General features: G+C 75.2%; 21 protein-coding genes. 8 read left to right on the top strand and 13 right to left on the bottom strand.

Annotation, left to right across the window (positions count from 1 at the left end; genetic code table 11):
- A partial coding sequence (locus ACWDVG_RS28550) for an amino acid ABC transporter ATP-binding protein (protein WP_451703333.1) occupies positions 1 to 560 on the bottom strand: 560 nt, incomplete at its 3' end.
- A 211-nt stretch (positions 561 to 771) separates the two neighbouring features.
- Here ACWDVG_RS28550 and ACWDVG_RS28555 point away from each other — a divergent pair.
- The gene (locus ACWDVG_RS28555) at positions 772 to 1,230 is read left to right on the top strand and encodes a Crp/Fnr family transcriptional regulator (RefSeq protein ID WP_451703335.1); all 459 of its coding nucleotides are present in this window, start codon (positions 772 to 774) and stop codon (positions 1,228 to 1,230) included.
- 85 nt (positions 1,231 to 1,315) lie between these two features.
- On the opposite strand, the gene ACWDVG_RS28560 is transcribed toward ACWDVG_RS28555, so the two are convergent.
- Positions 1,316 to 1,969 (bottom strand): Tat pathway signal sequence domain protein, encoded by a 654-nt coding sequence (locus tag ACWDVG_RS28560; protein WP_451703337.1) that lies wholly within the window; start codon positions 1,967 to 1,969, stop codon positions 1,316 to 1,318.
- 507 nt (positions 1,970 to 2,476) lie between these two features.
- Here ACWDVG_RS28560 and ACWDVG_RS28565 point away from each other — a divergent pair.
- The 6 genes from ACWDVG_RS28565 (at position 2,477) to ACWDVG_RS28590 (ending at position 7,619) form a co-directional block, all read left to right on the top strand.
- On the top strand, positions 2,477 to 3,163 hold the full coding sequence (locus ACWDVG_RS28565) for a TetR/AcrR family transcriptional regulator (RefSeq protein ID WP_451703339.1): 687 nt from the start codon (positions 2,477 to 2,479) through the stop codon (positions 3,161 to 3,163).
- Positions 3,164 to 3,346: 183 nt separating this feature from the next.
- A complete protein-coding gene (locus ACWDVG_RS28570; protein ID WP_451703342.1) occupies positions 3,347 to 4,006 on the top strand; it encodes a DUF6230 family protein in 660 nt (219 codons plus the stop codon).
- Positions 4,003 to 4,470, top strand: a complete 468-nt coding sequence (locus tag ACWDVG_RS28575; RefSeq protein ID WP_451703401.1) for a DUF6114 domain-containing protein — start codon at positions 4,003 to 4,005, stop codon at positions 4,468 to 4,470. Before ACWDVG_RS28570 ends, ACWDVG_RS28575 begins: the two co-directional genes overlap by 4 nt.
- 256 nt (positions 4,471 to 4,726) lie before the next feature.
- Complete coding sequence (locus ACWDVG_RS28580) at positions 4,727 to 6,094, top strand: carboxyl transferase domain-containing protein (protein WP_451703343.1); 1,368 nt, start codon at positions 4,727 to 4,729, stop codon at positions 6,092 to 6,094.
- A 170-nt stretch (positions 6,095 to 6,264) separates the two neighbouring features.
- A complete protein-coding gene (locus ACWDVG_RS28585; protein ID WP_451703345.1) occupies positions 6,265 to 6,420 on the top strand; it encodes a hydrophobic protein in 156 nt (51 codons plus the stop codon).
- 266 nt (positions 6,421 to 6,686) lie between these two features.
- Positions 6,687 to 7,619, top strand: coding sequence for a SigB/SigF/SigG family RNA polymerase sigma factor (locus ACWDVG_RS28590; RefSeq protein WP_451703347.1), 933 nt, complete (start codon positions 6,687 to 6,689; stop codon positions 7,617 to 7,619).
- Here the strand turns inward: ACWDVG_RS28590 and ACWDVG_RS28595 are convergent.
- The 3 genes from ACWDVG_RS28595 to ACWDVG_RS28605 form a co-directional block, all read right to left on the bottom strand.
- Positions 7,579 to 8,067, bottom strand: coding sequence for an ATP-binding protein (locus tag ACWDVG_RS28595; protein WP_451703348.1), 489 nt, complete (start codon positions 8,065 to 8,067; stop codon positions 7,579 to 7,581). The genes ACWDVG_RS28590 and ACWDVG_RS28595 overlap by 41 nt on opposite strands.
- 15 nt (positions 8,068 to 8,082) lie before the next feature.
- On the bottom strand, positions 8,083 to 8,529 hold the full coding sequence (locus ACWDVG_RS28600) for an STAS domain-containing protein (RefSeq protein ID WP_451703350.1): 447 nt from the start codon (positions 8,527 to 8,529) through the stop codon (positions 8,083 to 8,085).
- A 202-nt stretch (positions 8,530 to 8,731) separates the two neighbouring features.
- On the bottom strand, positions 8,732 to 9,703 hold the full coding sequence (locus ACWDVG_RS28605; RefSeq protein ID WP_451703403.1) for a GlxA family transcriptional regulator: 972 nt from the start codon (positions 9,701 to 9,703) through the stop codon (positions 8,732 to 8,734).
- Positions 9,704 to 9,826: 123 nt separating this feature from the next.
- Between ACWDVG_RS28605 and ACWDVG_RS28610 the strand changes: the two genes are divergently transcribed.
- Positions 9,827 to 10,228, top strand: a complete 402-nt coding sequence (locus ACWDVG_RS28610) for a hypothetical protein (protein ID WP_451703352.1) — start codon at positions 9,827 to 9,829, stop codon at positions 10,226 to 10,228.
- A gap of 290 nt (positions 10,229 to 10,518) precedes the next feature.
- Here ACWDVG_RS28610 and ACWDVG_RS28615 read toward each other — a convergent pair whose 3' ends face one another.
- The 8 genes from ACWDVG_RS28615 to ACWDVG_RS28650 form a co-directional block, all read right to left on the bottom strand.
- Complete coding sequence (locus tag ACWDVG_RS28615) at positions 10,519 to 12,543, bottom strand: ATP-binding protein (protein ID WP_451703354.1); 2,025 nt, start codon at positions 12,541 to 12,543, stop codon at positions 10,519 to 10,521.
- Positions 12,544 to 12,899: 356 nt separating this feature from the next.
- Complete coding sequence (locus ACWDVG_RS28620) at positions 12,900 to 14,054, bottom strand: ABC transporter substrate-binding protein (RefSeq protein WP_451703356.1); 1,155 nt, start codon at positions 14,052 to 14,054, stop codon at positions 12,900 to 12,902.
- A 217-nt stretch (positions 14,055 to 14,271) separates the two neighbouring features.
- Positions 14,272 to 14,568 carry a hypothetical protein gene (locus ACWDVG_RS28625; protein ID WP_451703359.1) on the bottom strand — a complete coding sequence of 99 codons (297 nt, stop codon included), beginning with the start codon at positions 14,566 to 14,568 and terminating at the stop codon, positions 14,272 to 14,274.
- A gap of 18 nt (positions 14,569 to 14,586) precedes the next feature.
- A complete protein-coding gene (locus ACWDVG_RS28630) occupies positions 14,587 to 16,020 on the bottom strand; it encodes an MFS transporter (RefSeq protein WP_451703361.1) in 1,434 nt (477 codons plus the stop codon).
- Between the two features lie 160 nt (positions 16,021 to 16,180).
- Positions 16,181 to 16,540 (bottom strand): ArsR/SmtB family transcription factor, encoded by a 360-nt coding sequence (locus ACWDVG_RS28635; RefSeq protein WP_451703364.1) that lies wholly within the window; start codon positions 16,538 to 16,540, stop codon positions 16,181 to 16,183.
- A 90-nt stretch (positions 16,541 to 16,630) separates the two neighbouring features.
- Complete coding sequence (locus ACWDVG_RS28640) at positions 16,631 to 17,968, bottom strand: DEAD/DEAH box helicase (protein ID WP_451703405.1); 1,338 nt, start codon at positions 17,966 to 17,968, stop codon at positions 16,631 to 16,633.
- A gap of 259 nt (positions 17,969 to 18,227) precedes the next feature.
- Entirely contained in the window at positions 18,228 to 18,431 is a 204-nt protein-coding gene (locus ACWDVG_RS28645; protein WP_033201600.1) for a cold-shock protein, read from the bottom strand.
- Positions 18,432 to 18,654: 223 nt separating this feature from the next.
- Positions 18,655 to 19,461 (bottom strand): ABC transporter ATP-binding protein, encoded by an 807-nt coding sequence (locus ACWDVG_RS28650; protein ID WP_451703408.1) that lies wholly within the window; start codon positions 19,459 to 19,461, stop codon positions 18,655 to 18,657.
- Positions 19,462 to 19,515 lie beyond the last annotated feature (54 nt).

The following is a 19,515-nucleotide window of genomic DNA, read 5'->3' on the forward strand; positions in this document are numbered from 1 at the left end:
ACCTCCAGGACCTCGTTGATCATCTCCGGGTCGAGCGCCGACGTCGGCTCGTCGAAGAGCATCACCTTCGGGTCCATCGCGAGCGCGCGGGCGATGGCGACGCGCTGCTGCTGCCCGCCGGAGAGCTGCGCCGGGTACTTGTCGGCCTGGTTGGCGACGCCGACGCGGTCGAGGAGGGTCCGGGCCCGGTGTTCGGCTTCCTTGCGGTCCTTCTTGCGCACCTTGATCTGGCCGAGGGTGACGTTGTCGAGGACCGTCTTGTGGGCGAAGAGGTTGAAGGACTGGAAGACCATGCCGACGTCGGCCCGCAGGGCGGCGAGTTCGCGGCCCTCGGCGGGCAGCGGCCTGCCGTCGATGACGATCTCGCCCTCGTCGATGGTCTCCAGGCGGTTGATCGCGCGGCAGAGCGTCGACTTCCCCGATCCTGAGGGGCCGATGACGACCACGACCTCACCGCGGTGGATCGTCAGCTCGATGGACTGGAGGACGTGGAGCGGACCGAAGTGCTTGTCGACACCGCGCAGCACGACGAGTGCGTCACCGCCGTCGGGGACGGGCATGGCACCCTCCTGACTCGCGCCCCCTGCCTCTCTCACGTTCATGCTCCGCCCTGGGCCCGGCCCGCGCACGCCGGATCGGGGGCGCCGGTCCGGGTCCCCGGACCGGGGGCACGGAGCGTGAAGCGTCGCCGCCCCTGAGTGACCCCTGCGCGGCGGGGCGGCCTGGCGGACACTGGCGGTGGGAGAGTCGCGCGTCCGAGGAGGGTCCGCCATGACCATCGCCGCACCCAAGGTCAGCACGCTGCCGCCCGAGCACCGCGAGCGTCTGATGGCCTTCGCCGGGGACGTCCACTTCGAAGCGGGTCACCGGCTCTTCGAGGAACAGCAGCACGCGGACCGGTTCTGGATCGTGAAGACGGGGGCCGTGACGCTGGACGCGAAGGTGCCCGGCCGGGGCTCCCCGGTGATCGAGACCCTCCGCCACGGCGAGCTGGTGGGGCTGTCGTGGATGTTCCCGCCGTATCTGTGCCAGTCGGGCGCGGAGGCCATGACGCCGGTCCGGGCGTACGAGTTCGACGCGCCGGCCGTCCGGTCGATGTGCCGCTCGGACGCGGAGTTCGGCTCCTCGGTGCTGTTCTGGGTGGGGTCGATCCTTGCCCATCGGCTCCACGTGACCCGGGTCCGGCTCCTGGACCTGTACGCCCCGCACGGCAGCGGCATCATGGCGTGAGGCCCGGCCCTCCCCCTGCCGCGGGGCGGGAGGGGGAGGGCCGGGCCGGTCAGCCGGTCGTCGGGTCGGTCAGCCGACGGGCCGGTCAGTTCACGAAGACGACGGCGCCGCCCTGCGTGGTGTCGACGACGGGACCGTACTTCGCGGAGAAGTAGCCGTTGGCCGGACAGGTGCCGGGCCCGCTGGCCTTGGTGAACAACTGGTCCTTGAAGGTGAGGGAGTTGTCGGTGTTTGAGGGGGTGGCGGTGAGGCCGGTGGCCCGGTAGACGCAGGTGGTCGGGCCGAGGATCGTGTTGATCTTCAGGGTGGTCTGGATCGGGCCCGCGCTGCCCGCGGTGACGGTCAGCGAGCCGCCGGAGGTGACGGCGGTGGTGTAGGGCAGGTTGTTGACCGTGATGCTCTGGACGCCGGTGGCGCCCATGATGTTGGTGGTGCAGCTGGCGAGCGTGTGGGCGCTCAGCGACTCGGTGGCGGTGCCGGGGGCGGCCGGATTGCCGGTCACGCTCGCGGTGAAGGCCGAGCTGTTGCAGGTGATGCCGGTGCTGCCGCCCAGGGTGGTGGCGATCCTCGCCGTGCTTCCGGCGGAGAGGGACGCGGTCAGGACGTCGCCGACCGCGACGGAGGGGCCGCTGGACGAGCCGGTGGTGAGGACGGTGCCGGAGGCGCCGGCCTGGGTGGCCGTGGCCAGGGTGGCCGCGACGGCCAGGCCGACGGTGGCGAGGAGTGCGCGCTGCTGCATGAGGGTTCCTTCCGTACGGAGGTGGGGGTGCGGTGCCGGGAGCGGTGCGCGTGGGTACTCGGGGAGTACTCGGGGATACGCGGCGTGCCGGGAGCCGGGACCCGAGGGCGGCCGGGCACGCGGGAGCGCGGTCCCGCCCGGGGTGCGGCGGAGCGCGAGGGTGCACTGCGGTACGGATCGGTGCGTGGTGCTGCGGTCGGTGCGTGATGCTGCGGACCGGTACGCGGTGGTACGGGATGGTGCGTGGCGGTACGGAACGGTGTGCGGTGGTACGGGATGGTGCGCGGCCGCCGCCGGAGCGGATCCGGCGCCACGGATCGCCGGCAGCGGTGTCGTACGCGGTGCGGGGGCGTGATACTCGGTGCGGTGCACGGTGAGGCGCGTCCCGTCCCACGGGGAGCGACGCCACCGCGGCACCCGGGGCACCGAGGCCTTCGAGAGGAAAACCCACGAGGGTTGTAATCCTGTCGAGTATGTGACGTCAACAACCCGCGGAGGATGTGGCCGATGACGAGCGCTCGCGAAGTCGAGGAGGAACTCGTCCTGCCCGGGGCCCGCTCCGGACGCGAACCGGAGCGCTCGCTGCGCCCGGGACCGCGCCGGCTGACCCCCGAACAGGTGGCCTCGCGGCAGCGGGAGCGGCTGCTCGACGGAGTGGCCAGGACGGTCGCGGCGAACGGCTACGCGGGAGCGCGGATCAGCGACATCTGCCGGGCCGCCGGAGTGACCCGGCCCGTCTTCTACGAGCTGTTCACCGGCAAGGAGGACGCCGTTCTCGCCGCCTTCCGGGGCGGCACGCAGGTGGTCGTGCGGGCCATGGAACGGGCGTACGGCGACGAGGACGCGTGCCCGGACTGGCCGGCGTCCGTACGGGCCGGACTTCAGGTGCTCCTGACGGTCCTCGCCCAGGCGCCGGCCTTCGCCACGATGGTGGTGGAGATCGAGTCCCTGGGGCCCGCGGGGCGCCGGGCACGCGCCGAACTTCTGGCCAGTTTTCGCCGGTTCTTCGTGGACGCGCCGCCGGGGCCGTCCTGGGTCCCGAGGCGCGAGCTGGTGGACACGGTGGTCGGCGCCGTCCACGCGGCGGTCCACCGCGCGGTGGACGAGGGCCGCACGGCCGAGCTGCCGACGCTCCTGGACAGTCTGGTCCATGTGGTGATCTCGCCGTTCACCTCGCCGACCGCTTCCCCGTGATCGCCAGGAGGTGGTGGCTGCACGGGAGTTGACCCGCCGGTAACCACGGGTCTACCGTCCGAAAGGTTCCCTGCGGCACGTCTGCCTCCGCTCCACCGAGGAAGACCCGGGCGGGCTGGGGGACTGTCCGCGCCAGGACATCGCCGCGCAGGTCCGTTTCCTCACTCATGTCAGGAGCACCGCATGGCCCTGTCCGAAGGTCCCGAGGCCGTCAGCGCGAACTCCCCCTTACCGGAGGGGGGTTCGCCGAGACGCGGCCGGGTCCGCTTCCGTCGCGCGGCCCTGATGGGCGTCCCCGCCCTGACGGCCGCCGCCACCCTCGTCGTCCTGACCGCGCAAGGGGCGCTCGCCGCCCAGTTCGCCATCTCCGGGATGCCGTTCGTGGTCACCGCCGACACCCTGGAGGGCACCGGCTTCGGCCAGTTCGGCGCCCTCGACAGCATGCCCGAGGGCAGCCCCAACGCGGGCGAGACCGGCGGGCAGATCCTCACGATCGTCACGGCGATCCGGCAGGCCGAGCTGACCAACCTCTGCCAGAGCGTGGAGATCGGCGGCACCTACCTGCACATCACCGCCGGCAACAAGGGCACGCCCGTGAAGGCTTCGGGCCTGACCACCGACTCCACCGAGATCTCCGGCAAGGTCGCCGACTTCGACAACATCGAGATCGGCGGCGACGCGAGCACCTTCGAGAAGCCCCCGATCAAGGGGCCGCTCGGGGTCTTCGGCCAGCAGGCGGACACGGTGAAGATCCGTGACGTGCGGCAGACGAACTACGCCACCACCGCGGTGCGGTTCACCCTGCCCGACCTGCACATGCGCTTCAGCTCGAAGGGCTGCTGAGCGTGACGTCCGGCCGTCGGCACCCCTGGCGGGCCTTCCGGCTCTGGCGGCACCGGCGGCCGTTCGGCGCCGGCCTCGCCCTGGCCCTGGGCGGCGCCGAGATCCTCCTGACCCAGCGTGCCAGCGTCTCCGTGATCCTCGCGGCGGGCGCGGACAGCCTGGTGGGGTACGTGCTGCCGATCCTGATGGTGATCTGCGGCGCGCTGATCGTCCTCAACCCGCGCCAGCGGCTCTTCTACTCGGTCGTGGGCGTCCTGGCCTCGCTCGGCAGCTGGCTCACCTCCAACCTGGGCGGCTTCTTCATCGGCATGATGCTCGGCCTGGTGGGCAGCAGCCTGGCCTTCGGCTGGCTCCCGGACCGGCCCCCGCGGAACCGGTGGCGCCCCTGGCGGCGCCGGAAGGACGCCGCGCGGGACCCGGAGCCGGGCCCCGGAGCCGTACCGGAGCCGGATCCAGCCGTCTGACCACCCGGCACCTCACCTCCCTCGCGCGCACGCGGCCTTCGCGTCACCCGCATCCCCGCGTCCGCCCGCGCTCCCCGAGCGGTGGCTCGCGCGGCCGGGGCGGCGCGGTCGAGGCCCGGTCGCGAAGGGGGCGGCACGGCCGGGGTCCGCGATCATCGGGCGGTACGGTGGGGCGGCACGTCCGACACAGCCGGCACGTCCGGCACAGCCGCACCCACCACCATCCGACGAGCGACGACCAGGCGACGGGGCCCGCATGACCGACCAGCCGACCGCGCGCGAGGCGCTCGCCCTCGTGTGCGACGACTTCACCGAACTCCCCGCTGCCGACGACGAGCCGTTGACCGACGACGGACCCATCGGCTGGCCCGGCTACGCCGCGGCGCACGCCCGCGCCGCCGGCCGCTCCGGGGAGTCGGAGTCCGTCGTCTGCGGCACCGGCACGATCGGCGAGGTGCCGGTGGTGCTGATCTCCTTCGAGTTCCGCTTCCTCGGCGGGTCGATCGGCGAGCGCACCGGGGCCCGCGCCGCCGCCGCGCACGCCCACGCGCGGGCCCACCGGCTGCCCGTGGTCGCCCTGCTGGCCACCGGCGGCAGCCGGATGCACGAGGGCATGCGGGCCCTCGTACAGCTCCAGCGCCTCGCGGGCGAGTCCGCGCTGACCCGGGCCGCCGGGCTGCCGCAGCTGGCCGTGCTGCGCGATCCGACAACCGGGGGCGGCTGGGCGACCCTGGGCGCCGGTTCCGACGTGGTGCTCGGCCTGCCGGGCGCCCAGGTGGGCTTCGCCGGGTCGCGGGTCCGCCCGCAGGGCGCCGATGCTGCCGCGTACACCGCGGAGGCCCAGCTCGCCCACGGCCACATCGACGCGGTCGTCCCGCCCGAGGCGCTGCGGGCCACCGCCGGCCGCTGGCTCTCGCTGCTCACCCGGCCCGCGGCCGGGCCGGTCCCCCCTCCGGCGGCGCTCGGCGCCCCGGCACCGCCCGCAGCCTCGGGGCGCGAGGCCGTGGCCCGGGCCCGGCACGCCGACCGGCCGCGGGCCGACCGCTATCTCGACGCCCACTTCACGCTGCGCGAGGAGATCTCGGGCGACCGCTGCGGCGGCACCGACCCGGGCATGCGCTGCGGCTTCGGCCGCCTCCCCGACGGCCGTACGGTGGCGTACGCGGCCCAGCTCGGCACCGCCACCCTCCCGGCCGGGTTCCGCACCGCCGCCCGGCTCGTCCGGCTCGCCGACCGGCTCGGCGTCCCCGTCCTCACCCTCATCGACACTCCCGGCGCGGCGAACGACCCGGCCGCCGAGCGGGCCGGCGCCGGCCCGGCCATCGCCGACCTCTTCGCGGCCGTCGCCACCGCCCGCGTCCCGGTGACGGCGCTGCTCGTCGGCGAGGGCGGCTCGGGCGGCGCCCTCGCCCTCGCCGCCCCGGGCAACACCTGGGCCACGCCGGACAGCTACTTCTCCGTGATCGCCCCGGAGGCCGCCACCGCGATCCTCAAGCGGGACCCGGAGGACTCCGCGACCGTCGCCGACCAGCTCCGGCTGCGCCCCCGGGACCTCGTGGACCTGGGCGTCGTCAGGGGCGTCGTCGGGAGTGCCGTCGAGCCCGGGAACCGTTCCGGCGCGTGATCCCGGGTTCCGGCGCATGATCCCGGGTTCCGGCGCGTGATCCCGGGTTCCGGCGCGTGATCCCGGGTTCCGGCGCATGATCTCCGGGACAGCGGGCAACCGCCGGGAGACCGGGTGACGGTGCCGAAGAACCGGCGGAGCCGACCCCGGAGCCTCACGGAGGTCCGATCATGGTTCCCCTTCTCCTCGTCCTGCTGCTGATCCTCATTCTGTTCGGCGCCGGTTTCGCCGTGGAAGTCCTCTGGTACATCGCCATCGCCGTCCTCATCCTCTGGGTGATCGGCTTCTTCGTCCGCGGAAGCGGTGGGCGCTGGTACCGCTGGTGATCCGCCGGGGCCGTGCTCCGGTCAGCGGATATCGCATGAACCGGTCATCGGACGTCGCTGGTCACCGAGCGTGAGCGAATACACCAAGGAGGCACCCATCCCCCCATCGGGACGGGTGCCTTTCCGGTAAAACGGTACTTTTTAGGACGAATCGTGTCAGACGTGCTCACGGCGGGAATCCTGTTCCCAGAACGCTCGACCGACGGACCGCGCCGAGGCCTCCCACGGCACGCGGCGCAGCCCATCGCCCCCGTCGAAGGAGCCCCATGTCCAGCGCGAGTGACCGACCGGCCACCCTTACGCGACCCCCCGCGGACGGCGCCGCCTCCGGCGCGGCCGTGCGCAGGGCGGCGCTCGACGGACTGCCCGAGCCGGTCCGTCCGACCACCGTCTCCACGGACGACGCCCGGACGCTCTCCGTCGACCTCTTCCGACGTCTCGGCGAGCTCGACGAGGGAACCGCCGAGTACGCCTACGTCCGCAACACGCTCATCGAGCTCAACCTCAGCCTGGTGAAGTTCGCCGCCCGCCGGTTCAAGAACCGCGCGGAGCCCATGGAGGACATCATCCAGGTCGGCACGATCGGTCTCATCAAGGCCATCGACCGCTTCGACCCCGACCGGGGCAGCGACTTCTCGACCTTTGCGCTGCCGACCGTCGTCGGCGAGATGAAACGTTTCTTCCGCGACACCAGCTGGGCCGTACGCGTGCCCCGCCGGCTCCAGGAGCTGCGCATCGACGTGGCGAAGGCCCTCGACGCCCTGGAGCAGCGCCTCGGCCACCAGCCCACTCGTGCCGAGCTGGCCGAGCAGCTGCACCTCACCGAGGAGAGCGTCGCCGAGGGCGAACTCGCGGCGAACGGCTACGCCGCCCGCTCCCTCGACGCGCCGGCCGGCGACGACACGGCGGGATCGGGCGCCACCGGGCGCCAGGTGGCCGTCACGGAACCGGCGTACGAGCTGATCGACTGCCTGGAGTCCCTGAAGCCGCTCATCGCGCGGCTGGACGACCGCGACCGCGAGATCCTGTCGCTGCGCTTCGGTGAGGAACTCACCCAGGCGGAGATCGGCCGCCGCATCGGCCTGTCCCAGATGCACGTCTCGCGCCTGCTCTCCCGGATCCTCGGCGAGCTGCGCGAGGGGCTGATCGGCGAAGGGCTCAGCGACGAGGAGCCCAGCGAGGACGTTCCGGAAGGGTGACCTCCAGCCATACGACCTTGCCGGTCGCGCCGTCCGGCTTCCGCTCGCTCCCCCAGTCCGCCGCGAGCCGGTCCAGCAGCATCAGACCGTGCCCTCCGGGCAGGGCGGGCGAGCGGGGCGCCTGGCGGCGCGGCGGCTCGGGGCTGGCGTCGGCGACCTCGACCCGCAGCGTCCCCCCGGCGTGGCGCAGCACCAGCTGCTCGGGGCCCCCGGCGTGCAGGCAGGCGTTGGTGACCACCTCCGACACCAGCAGCAGGACGTCCTCCACCCGCTCCCTCGCCGCCTCGCTCGCCGGAGGGGTCCAGCCCCAGTCGGCGAGCGCCTCGGCGGTGAAACGGCGGCAGCGCGAGACGGCCCCGCGGCTCCCTGCCAGGACCAGCCTGCGAACCTGACCTCGGTCGCCGCCGCCACTCGCGCCTCCGGTGTCGGCGCTCTCCTGGTGTTCCACCGCCCACCCCCTCCCTTACGGCCGGTCGTCCGGCACCGTCAGGTCGGTAAGTGCCCCGCCGAGGTCCTCGTACACGCGAAAAACGGTCCGGGCCCCGGTGATGTCGAACATGCGCTCGATCGGCGGGAGCAGTCCGGCGAGGTCGAGGCGTCCCCCGACGGCCAGCAGGGCCGTACGGGCCCGCAGCAGCGCGTTCAGACCGGTGGAGTCGCAGAACCGCAGGCCGGAGCAGTCGACGACGATGCGCACCCCGGGCTCCGCGTGCCGGTCCAGCGCCTCGTCGAAGGGGCCCACCGTGTCGTGGTCGAGCTCCCCCGACGGGCTCAGGACGACGGTGCCGGGGTACGACGCGGGGGCGACCTCCACGGCGAAGCGGCCCGCGCCGGGCGGCCGCGCCCCACGGTCGGCTCCGTCCGGGGCGGGGCCGCCGTGGTCCGGGCCCGCGGGATGTTCGTCCTCCATGTGCTCGCTCTCCCTTCGTGTCGCCGTGACGCACTCCCCCCAGTCAACCTGTTTCGGCCACCCGGAGAAAGCCGGACCCGGCGAAAACACGCTCGGACGGGCGGTCGAAGCCGTCCGAGCGCGGAGGCGGCAGCGGCAGCGGCAGCGGCAGCGGCAGCGGCAGCGGCAGCGCGACCGTACGACTGACGGGGCCCGCACGCGGTCACGTCCGGGGCGCGGGACCGCTCGTGGAGCGCATGCCGGCGCGGTAGTGCGAGGGCGAGACGCCGTAGTGGTCGGCGAAGGCCTTGCGGAGCGCCTCCGGCGTGCCGAAACCACAGCGCACGGCCACCGCCGCCAGGGGGAGCGTGGTGGAGACGAGGAGGTGCGCGGCCGTCTCCGTACGGACGGTGCGGACGTAACGGCCGGGCGGGCGTCCCAGGTGCTCCGTGAACAGCCGGGTGAGGTGCCTCGGCGTCATCCCGGCCCGGGCGGCGAGGGCGGGAGTGCTCAGGTCCTCCTGGGGGTGGGCGGCGATGTGCGCGACGAGGACGCGCACCGTGTCGTCGCGGGGCGGCGGGGCCGCGGTGAACAGGCTCATCTGGCTCTGGTTGCCGGGGCGCTGGAGGTAGACGACGAGGTGCCGGGCGACCCGGCGCGCCAACTCGGGGCCGTGGTCCTCCTCGACGAAGGCGAGGGTGAGGTCGAGCGCGCTGGTGATGCCCGCCGACGTGTAGACGTTCCCGTCGCGGATCCACAGGGGCGCCGGGTCGACCGTGACGCCGGGGTACCGCTCGGCCAGCAGGGGGGCGAACTGCCAGTGGGTGGTGGCACGGCGGCCGTCGAGGAGCCCGGCGGCGGCCAGGACGGCCGCGCCCGTGCACACGGAGGCCACCCGGCGGCTCTCGCGGGCGAGGCGTCCGACGTGGCCGACGAGACGGGGGTCGGCGGCGAACCGGTCGACCCCGAGGCCGCCGGAGACGACCAGGGTGTCCAGGGGCCCCCTCGTGCGCTCCAGCGCGTCGTCGCTGCCGAGCGAGAGGCCCGTACCGCAGCGGATGGCGCCTCCGCCGGGCCCGATCACCCGCACACGGTAGGGCACGGCGATGTCACCGAGGCCGTTCGCCATGGCGAGCCCGGTCGTCACGCAGGCGATGTCGAGCAGCTCGGCCGCCTCGAACCCGACGACCACCATCAGGCGCTCCGTGCGTCCCCCCATGCGGGCGACCCTATCCCGCACGGACACGCACCCCAAGGGGACGGACGTCCCGCGGCCGCGCGCTCCCCGCGGGGCTGGTGCGCGCCGCACAGTGAGGACATGACGATCCGTTCCCTCGGCCGCCGTTGGCCGACCCTGCTCGCGCTCGCCCTCGCCCTGGTCACGTTCGTCGACGGCCTCCCGCCGACGGGCTTCCTCGCCGCGCTGCTCGTCGTCATGCCCCTGTGCTACCTCGGCTTCGGCGCCGTCAGGGGCGAACTCCGCGACCGGCGCGCGCTGGTGGTCCAGCTCGGCGGCCTCCTCGGCTTCTGCGCGCTCGCCGCGCTCACGCTCGCCCTCGACGGCCGGGTCGCCCTGCACGCCGTGGCCGCCGGCTGGTTCGCCCACGCGTTCTGGGACCTCGTCCACCACCGCTCGGGCCGGTGCGTCCCACGGGCGTGGTCGGAGTGGTGCGGGGTCGTCGACGCCTCGGGCGCGCTGGCGATCCTCCTGCTGGTCTAGGCCGTCGGCGCCCCCTGCCTGAGCGTCGGCGCGGGGCCGGTTGCGCTCCCCGTCACCGTCCGTCGCGCGGGCGGAAGCGCGGGAACCACCGGCCGCCGACGTCCTTCGCCCGACGCGGGCAGAGGGAGGCGTGGTCGCCCCCCTCGGGTCGCGCGGCGGTGGCGCCGCGCTGGAGCACGCAGCGGCTGTGGGGTTCGCGGGGGTCACCGCGGCCGGCCAGGGCCTCCAGGGCCCCGCACCCCGGTCCCGGCCTCCGTACCCCGGGGGCCGTGCTCCGGAATCCGTACCGCTCACGCCGGGCTCGACGCGGGCCGGGTGCGGGGCCGTGTGCGCGGGGGAGGCAGGCGCACGGGATCGCCAAAGCGGGCCGGCGCGGCCTCGTCGAGGTGGTGCAGCAGGTGGCGCAGGGCGGTGTGCGCCTGGGGCGCGTCCAGGCGCGCGTCGAGGTGCGCGAGGGCGCGGCGGGCCCGGCGGCGGGCACGGCCGGGTTGCCCGGTGCGGTGGTCGGCGAGGGCACGGGCGTAGTGGGCCAGGGCGGTTGCCCAGGTGTCGTGGCGTCCCGCCCGCTGGGCGAGGGCGCGGCGGGCGGTGCGTGCGGCGAGGGCGGGGGCGGTACGGGTCTGGACGACGGCCAGCGCGGCGAGGCTGACCATCGGGGTGGGCCCGCCGGGCGCGTCCGGGGGGACGGTGTCGGCGGCGTACCGGTAGTGCTCGGCGGCCGCGTCGTGGTCGTGGCGCCGCCAGGCGAGGGTGCCGTGGGCGTGCGCGATGCGCCCCACGAGGGCGTCGTCCCCGGCGAGGACGGCGGCGCGCCAGGCGCGGGCCAGGAGGCGGCGGGCGGCCACGGGGTCCGAGCCCGCGGTGAGCCAGCCGGCCAGCCACTGCCCCCGGGCGGCCAGGGGGCTGTCGGTGGGCAGGCGCGGCAGCAGCGCGAGGACGTGGGCCGCCCCCGCCTCGGCGTGCTGGTGGGCGGCCCACCAGAACCAGAGGTGGAGGACGCTCTCCAGGGCGATCTCGGCATCGCCGCCGTCCGGACCGGCGTTCTCGGGACCGACGCTCTCGGGACCGGCGCTCTCGGGACCGGCGTTCTCGGGACGGGCGTTCTCGGGACGGGCGGGGGCGGGTGGGTGGGCGGCGGCCCGGCGCGGGAGGTCGGTCAGGTCCTCGTGCTCGTCGCGGACGAGGTCGACGGCCTGTTGCTGGAGTCCGGTGTTCCAGAGCGTCTCCGCGACGGCGGCGACGCTCGCGCAGTGGCGGGCGTGGCGGTCCCGTGCCGCCGCCGTCTCGCCCGCGGCGGCGAGCCGCTCGGCTCCGAAGTCGCGGGCGGCCCGCGTCATGCGGTAGCGCGGCTCGCGCACCGCGCCGAACTCGCCGTGCGCGGACAGGACGCCGACGGCGGCCAGTTCGGCGAGCGCGGGCGGCACCCGGTCGGCGGCCAGACCGGTGTCCTCGCACACGAAGGTCGCCGCGTGCGCGGTGAAGGAGCCCGCGAAGGTGCTGAGGCGTCGCCAGACCGCGCGTACGGCGGGGTCGCACAGGGCGTGCACGGCGCCGATCGACGAGCGGAGGGACCGGTGGCGCCGCACGGCCGCGCCGGCGCTGGGGTCGGCGAGCCAGCACTGCCCGTGCGCGAGCCGGGCGGCCAGCTCTCCGACGCTCGTGCCCCCGAGCTGGGCCGCGGCCAGGACCAGCGCCAGCGGTACGCCCTCCACCAGCGCGCACACCCGGTCGACCGCCCGCCGGTCGACCACCGCCGTTCCCCCGTGCCGTACGGCCAGGGCGTGGAAGAGCTCGGCCGCGGGCGAGAGGCCTGCGGCCGGGGCGTCGGTGCCCAGAGGGGCGAGGCGCAGCACCCGCTCGTCACCGAGCCCGAGCGGCCGACGGGCGGTGATCAGGATCCGCAGGGTCGGCAGGCTCATCAGGAGCGACGGCACCAGGCCGGTGCAGTCGGCGTGGACGGGGTCGACGTCGTCCAGGAGGAGCAGGAGCTCCCCGCCGGGGAGGGACCGCACGGCGGTGGCGAGATCCGGGGTTCCGGAGCGGCCGCGGCCGTACGTGCCCGTCGCGGCGTCCAGGGCCCGGGCGATCCGCGCCGCGAGCGCCCAGGGCCCGAAGGGTACGCCGTCGTGCCAGCGGACGCGGACCATCGCCTGCCAGGGGCCGTCCTGCGGCGAGGCGGCCGCCAGGGCGAGACGGCTCTTGCCGACCCCGGCCGCGCCCGTCACGGTCACGAGCCGATGGGCGCCGAGGAGCCGTCGCAGGCGGGCGTGTTCGGCGTCGCGTCCGACCAGGCCGTCGAGATCTGCTGCGCCCACGTTCCCACCCCATCCGGTCGGATCATCACCACGGCGGTGACGCCCGGTCGCGGCCCGGCGGGTACGGCTTCCCGAAACCCGCAGGTCCTCGTAGCAGAACCGTCACTGCAGAGGCGTCACCGCACCCCAACGTCCCGTCGGCGCGCAAGGTAGCGGCGGCGGGACGGCTATCACCCGCGACGGTGAAAGGACCGTGCTCGGCTGACGCGGCGGGGTGCGCCCATGGGGCGTGCGCAGGCGGACCCGGGGCCGTGCGCATGTCGATCCGGTCCGTACGCAGGTGGGCACGGCTCCGTGCGCAGGTGGACCCGGGGCCGGGGCAGGCGGACCCGGACCCCGGAGGCCCGGCGTACGGCTCAGCCGGTGTGCAGGATCCGGAAGCGGTGGGGGTCCGCCGGGTCGCGGTCGACGACCTGGACCGGCGGCCAGGCCCACTGCCACACGCCGATGCCCGGCGTGCGGGTGAACCGGATCGGTCCCCGGGTGCCGTCGACCGCCACGCGCGGCCAGGCCGCGGCGACGGCCGCTCGGTCCGTCCCGTGCGCGCGCAGCACCTCGGCGAGGACGGCGACGGCGTCCCAGCCCTCGAAGGCGACGAAGGAGGGGGCCTCGCCCAGCCGCCGGCGGAGTTCCTTCCCGACGCGCTCGCCGAGGGCGTCGAGGGGCTCGGGCAGATACCGCAGGAACGGGACTCCGGCGCCGTCCCCGCCCAGCGCACGCGCCCAGCCGGGGAGTTCCGGCTGCCCGGCCGGAGCGCCGATCAGGAGTTCGGCGAGCCGCACGTCACGGCGCGCGGCCCGCACGATCGGCACGGCGGGATCCGGGGTGCCGACCAGCAGGAGGAGCGCCGACGCGTCGTGCGCGACGAGGGCGTCGCACACGGCCTCGGGGGTGAGCGCGGTCGCGTCGAGTTCGACGACCGTGCCGCCGCGGTCGGCGAGGTGGTCCCGCAGCAGGCGGGTGCCGGTGGCCCAGTAGACGCTCGGCTGGGTCGCCACGGCGACCCGGCGCCGCCCCGCGCCGAGCAGGAAGTCGGCGTAGACGCGCCAGCCGTGGGACTGGGCCGGGGCCAGGCGCGCCACCCATGACGTCGGTTCCTCGACGAGCGCGTCGAGCACCGCCGAGGAGCAGAGGAACGGCACGCCGAGGGCGGCGGCCCGGGCCGCCGCGGCACGGGCGACGACGCTGTGGTACTCGCCGACGACGGCGACGACGCCCAGGGCTGTCAGTTCGTCGACGGCGGCCGCCGCCCGCTCGGGGTCGGCCGCGGTGTCCCGGACCACCAGCTCCAGCGGCCTGCCGTCGATCCCGCCCGCGGCGTTGACCTCGCGCGCGGCCAGTTCGAGCCCCGCGAGCAGGTGGGTGCCCGCCTCGACCCAGCCGGGCCGCGTCAACGGAACCAGTGCGCCCAGCCGGACGGCGGCTCCGCCGGTGCCCTCCGCTCCGGCCGACGACGACGACGGCGGCAACGGCGTGAGGGCATCGGACGGACCGGACGGAGCGGGTGGCATGTGCGGCGTGTGCATCGGGTGTGCCCTCCCCTGGGGCGGTACGGTCCCGGCCGCGCGACGGGCCGGGGCACCGTCCGGCACCGGCGGCTCCCCCGCGGACCCGGGTGATCACGTCGGCCATTGGATACCCATTCTCCGCAGGCGATCAAGCGGATTGCCGCCGGGCCACGGGGAGTCCGCCGCGACGCGACGCCCACCGACCCGGAGCGCGGCCGGCTCAGACCGACAGGAGGAACCCCCCGATCTGGTAGTCCAGGCCGTCACGGAACTCCAGGTGCGGAACGGCCCGGCGCATCGCCGGATACAGCGCGGGCGGCACCTCGTGCCACGCGGTCTCCAGGAACTCGTCGTCCCGGGGGAACAGGTCCCTGATCCGCAGGATCTCCGCCCGGTGGAGGCTCGTGACATGGGCGGCCTGCTCGTCGCCGTCCCAGCCGATGAGCTCCCACCCCAGGGTTTCGGTGCTGGAGGCGCCGGCGATGCCGGTGGTGCCGGAGGTGTCGGTGTCGTTCATCCGCCTACGGTACGTGCGCTACACGCCCGGCCGGGTGCGCACCCGGGTCGGCCAGCGGTGGTGCAGGGCGTCGATGTGGAAGGCGTGCGCGTGGCGGGCGCCGGTCCCGGCGAGGTGGGGGTGGTCGGCCGGCAGGTCGGGGTGCGGGTGCTCCAGGGTGACCGGGTCCCGGCGGGGCCACAGGCGGGCGGCGGCCACCGTCGCGAGCATGGCCACGGCCGCGAGCACGACGGCCGAGGCGGCGGGGCCGGGGCGGGCGGAGAGCCAGCCGGCCAGCGGGTAGGTGAGCAGCCAGCAGCCGTGCGCGAGGGAGAAGCGGGCGGCGAAGGCGGCCGGCAGGTCGGCCGCGTCGGCGGAGCGGCGCAGCAGCCGGCCCGCCGGGGTGAGCACGGCGGAGGTGGCGGCGCCGAGGAGGCACCAGAGGGCGAGGAGCGCGGGCCAGGACCAGGCGCCGGGCCCCACGGCGAGGCCGAGGGCGAGCAGGGCGAGCGCGCCCGGCAGGACGAAGGCGGCGGGCAGCATGAGCGCGCGGTCGGCGAACCGGTCGAGGAGCCGGGGCAGCAGCAGGGCCAGGACCATGGAGCCCGCGCCGTACGCGCCGAGGGCGAGCGCCACGTCGGTCGCGGGCCTGTGGAGGGTGTGCCGGACGAGCCCGACGGTGCCGACGAGGACCGTCGCCCCGGCGGCGGCCACGGCGAGTTCGAGCGCGAGAAGGGCGCGCAGGCGCGGCGTGCCGAGAAAGAGCCGGATGCCGAAGAGGGCCTTGGCGCGGGGGGCCTTGGCGCGGGGGGCGTTGACGCGGGGCCCGGCGCCCCGGGCGCCACCGGCCGCCGCCGTGGCCGCCGGACCGGTCGGCGCCTCGGCGGTGGACGCCGGAGCCGGAACCGCGGGGAGCCGGACGGAGAGGACGAGGAGGGCCGAGACGAGGAAGCCCGCGGCGGTGCCGGTGAACAGCCCGTCGTACGGGACGAGGGTCAGCAGGGCGGCGGCCAGGAGCGGACTGAGCAGGCTCTCCGTGTCGTACGCGAGCCGGGAGAGGGAGAGCGCCGCCGTGTACTCGCGTTCGTCCGGCAGGACGTCGGGGACGGTCGCCTGGAATGTGGGCGTGAAGGCGGCCGAGGCGGCCTGGAGCAGGACGATCACGGCGTACGTCTGCCACACCTGCGTCACGAACGGCAGCGCGAGGGCCGCCGCCAGCCGGACGAGGTCCGCGGTGACGAGCAGGGCGCGGCGCGGGACGCGGTCGGCGACGGCGCCGACGAGCGGCGGGACGGTCACGTAGGCGGCCATCTTCACGGCGAGGGCCGTGCCCAGGACGGCCGTGGCGTCCGGCCCCGCGAGGTCGTGCGCCAGGAGGCCGAGCGCGACCGTCGCGAGGCCCGTGCCGAGGAGGGCGACGACCTGGGCGGTGAGAAGGCGCCGGTAGGTGCGGTTGCGCAACACGGACAGCATGGGCACGCCCCTCGCTCGGCCACGGAGGTGGTTCCTCCCTCACCGTAGCGGACGCGTGCATGATTGCGCACATGTGTACGTGTACGGGGTCGCCGCCCGCGGAACTCGTCCGAGGCCGCCACCGCGCCGCCACGGGGCCGGGGCTCGGTCGTACCGGGACTCAGTCGTGCCAGGGCTCTCCGGTCACCTGGTGGTCGGCGCGGCTGATCGCCTCGACGACCAGGCGCTTGAGGTGGCCGTCCGGCATTCCGTACACGACGCGCCGCCCGTCCTTCCGGGACTGGACGAGCCCGCCGAGCCGCAGCTTGGCCAGGTGCTGGCTGACGGCGGGCCGGGCGGCGCCGCACGCCTCGGTCAGCGCCGTCACGTCGGCCTCGCCCCTGGTCAGCAGCCAGACGAGCTGGAGCCGGGTGGGGTCGGACAGGAGCGCGAACACCTCCGCCGCCGCCGAGAGCTCGGCGGCGCCGGGCGTCCGCTGGTGCGCACGGGGCGCGGGTGGGGCTGGTTCGCGGTCCGACATGGCGCCATCGTAGACAAGCGCGCCGCCGCGCCCGCCCGGCTCCGTCCGGGAACCGCCCGGACGCGGGACGAGGCGCCGGGGCAGGCCCTCCTACGACCCCCGGCGGACGCGGGCCGCGCGGCGGGCCTCCGCCAGGCGGCGGGACTCGGCGGACTTGCGGGACTCGTTCTTCGCGCGGCCGGGACGACCCGGAACCGTACCCATGCCGCGGAAGGCGGCCGCGCCCTTCTGCGGGCGCTCGGCGGCCTGGGCGCCGTCGACGGGGACGCCGGACGGGGCCTTGGCGCCGGTGATGCGGCTCAGCTCGGCCTCGCCGGAACGGACGCGGGTGACCCGGGGCCGGATGCCGGCCTCGGCCATGAGGAGCGCCACGTCCTTGCGCTCCTCGGGAAGGACGAGGGTGACGACGCTGCCGGAGGCGCCCGCACGGGCGGTACGGCCGCCGCGGTGCAGGTAGTCCTTGGCGTCGGCGGGCGGGTCGACGTTCACGACGAGGTCGAGGTCGTCGACGTGGATGCCGCGGGCGGCGACGTTCGTGGCGACGAGGACGGGCACGGCCCCGGTCCTGAACCGCTCCAGGGTGTGGGTGCGCTGCGGCTGGGACTTCCCGCCGTGCAGCGCCGCCGCGCGCACGCCGCTGCCCTGGAGGTGCCGGGTGAACCGGTCGACCGCGTGCTTGGTGTGCAGGAACATGATCACCCGCCCGTCCCGGGCGGCGATCTCCGTGGCGGTGGCGAACTTGTCGGGTCCGTGCACATGGAGCACGTGGTGCTCCATGGTGGTGACGGCACCGGCGGGAGGGTCGACCGAGTGGACCGTCGGGTCCTGGAGGTAACGGTCGACGAGCTGGTCGACGTCCTCGTCGAGGGTGGCCGAGAACAGCAGCCGCTGGCCGTCCGGGCGCACCGCGTCGAGGAGCTCCGTGACCTGGGGCAGGAAGCCCATGTCGGCCATCTGGTCGGCCTCGTCGAGGACGGTGACGCCGACCCGGTCGAGGCGGCAGTCCTTGCGCTCGACGAGGTCCATCAGGCGGCCCGGGGTGGCGACGACGACCTCGGCGCCGTCGCGCAGGGCGGCGGCCTGACGGCCGATGGACATGCCGCCGACGACGGTGGCGAGGCGGAGCCGCAGCGCGTCCGCGTACGGGGTGAGGGCGTCGGTCACCTGCTGGGCGAGTTCCCGGGTGGGGACGAGCACCAGGGCGAGCGGGCGCTTGGCGTCGGCGCGGCGGCCCGCCGTACGGGCGAGGAGCGCGAGGCCGAAGGCGAGCGTCTTGCCGGAGCCGGTGCGGCCGCGGCCGAGGACGTCCCGGCCGGCGAGGGCGGCCGGGAGGGTGGCGGCCTGGATCGGAAAGGGGGTGGTGACGCCCTGGTCGGTCAGCGTGCGCAGCACCGCGTCGGGCAGCCCCATCGCGGCGAAGCCCTGCATCACGGCGGAGCCCTCCGTCGCGGCGAAGTCCTCCGTCGCGGGGAGCGCGGGAGCACCGGACGACGCGTCCGGGCGGTCGGAGCGGTCCGAGTCGTCCTGGGCGTCCGCGGCGCCGGGGAGGTCGGAGCGGTCCGTGTGACCGGAGTGGTCGGAGCGGGTCATGAGAGGGCGGCCTTCCTCGGCGGGGCTGCGGTACGACGGCGACGGCCGACGCCCCCGCCCTGGGGGCGGGGGCGTCGGCCGCGACGGACGTGCGACGTCAGGCGGGAAGGATGTTCTCCGCCTGCGGGCCCTTCTGGCCCTGCGTGACGTCGAAGGTCACCTTCTGGCCCTCCTGCAGCTCACGGAAGCCGGAGGTCGCGATGTTGGAGTAGTGGGCGAAGACGTCCGGGCCGCCACCCTCCTGCTCGATGAAGCCGAAGCCCTTTTCCGAGTTGAACCACTTCACGGTGCCGGTAGCCATACCAAAATCTCCTTCGGGGCAGTGCCCGGACCGCACACCGTGTGCGCTCCGGCGTCGCCGCGATGATTGCCCCGTCCGGAAAACACCGAAAAAACAAAAAGTGCCCGGCAACGTCACGTCGCCCGAGCACTTGAAGTCTATGGGAACCACAACTGCAACTCCTTCGACTGTACCGTGCCGACGCGCTGCACGAAAGCGCACTCGCACTCCGGGCGCGTCGTCGTCACGCGGCGGGGCCCGGGGCGGGGTGCAGAGTGCCGAGGAATCGCACGTGGGGACGCCCGTCGGGGCCGGGCCTGGTCACGGCGGCACGGACTCCGTAGACGTCGGCGATCAGCTCCTCGGTGAGCACCTCGTGGGGTTCGCCCGCGGCCACCACCCGGCCCTCCTTCAGGACGACGAGCCGTGCGCAGTGGAGGGCGGCGAGGTTGAGGTCGTGCAGGGCGACGACGGTGGTCAGCCGCAGGCCGGCGATCAGGGACAGGAGTTCCAACTGGTGCTGGATGTCGAGGTGGTTGGTGGGCTCGTCGAGGAGCAGCTCGCGCGGTTCCTGTGCGAGGGCGCGGGCGATCTGGACGCGCTGGCGTTCGCCGCCGGAGAGCGTGCGCCAGTTCCGGTGGGCCCGGTCGGTCAGTCCGGTGCGCGCGAGGGCGGAGCGGACGGCGGCCGCGTCGGCCGCGGAGGGCCCCGACCAGGCGCGGCGGTGGGGGACGCGGCCGAGCCGGACGATGTCGGCGACGGTGAGGTCGACCTGCGTGTCGGCGTGCTGCTCGACGGTGGCGAGCCGCTGGGCGACCGCGCGGCGCGGGATCGTACGCATCGGGTCGCCGTCGAGGGTCACGACGCCGGTGTCCGGGGCGGAGACCCCGGCCAGGAGGCGCAGCAGCGTGGACTTGCCCGAGCCGTTGGGGCCGAGGAGACCGGTGACGGTGCCCGGCCGGGGGGCGAGGCTCACGCCGTCGAGGACGAGGGCGCCCCCCGCCGTACGGGAGACGCGCTCGGCGCGCAGCCCGACCCCCGGTCCGGCCACGGGCCCGTGCGAGGGTCCGGCCACGGGGCCTTCCGGCGGCGCCCCGGGTGCCGT

The sequence above is a fragment of the Streptomyces sp. NPDC003327 genome, assembly GCF_053589515.1.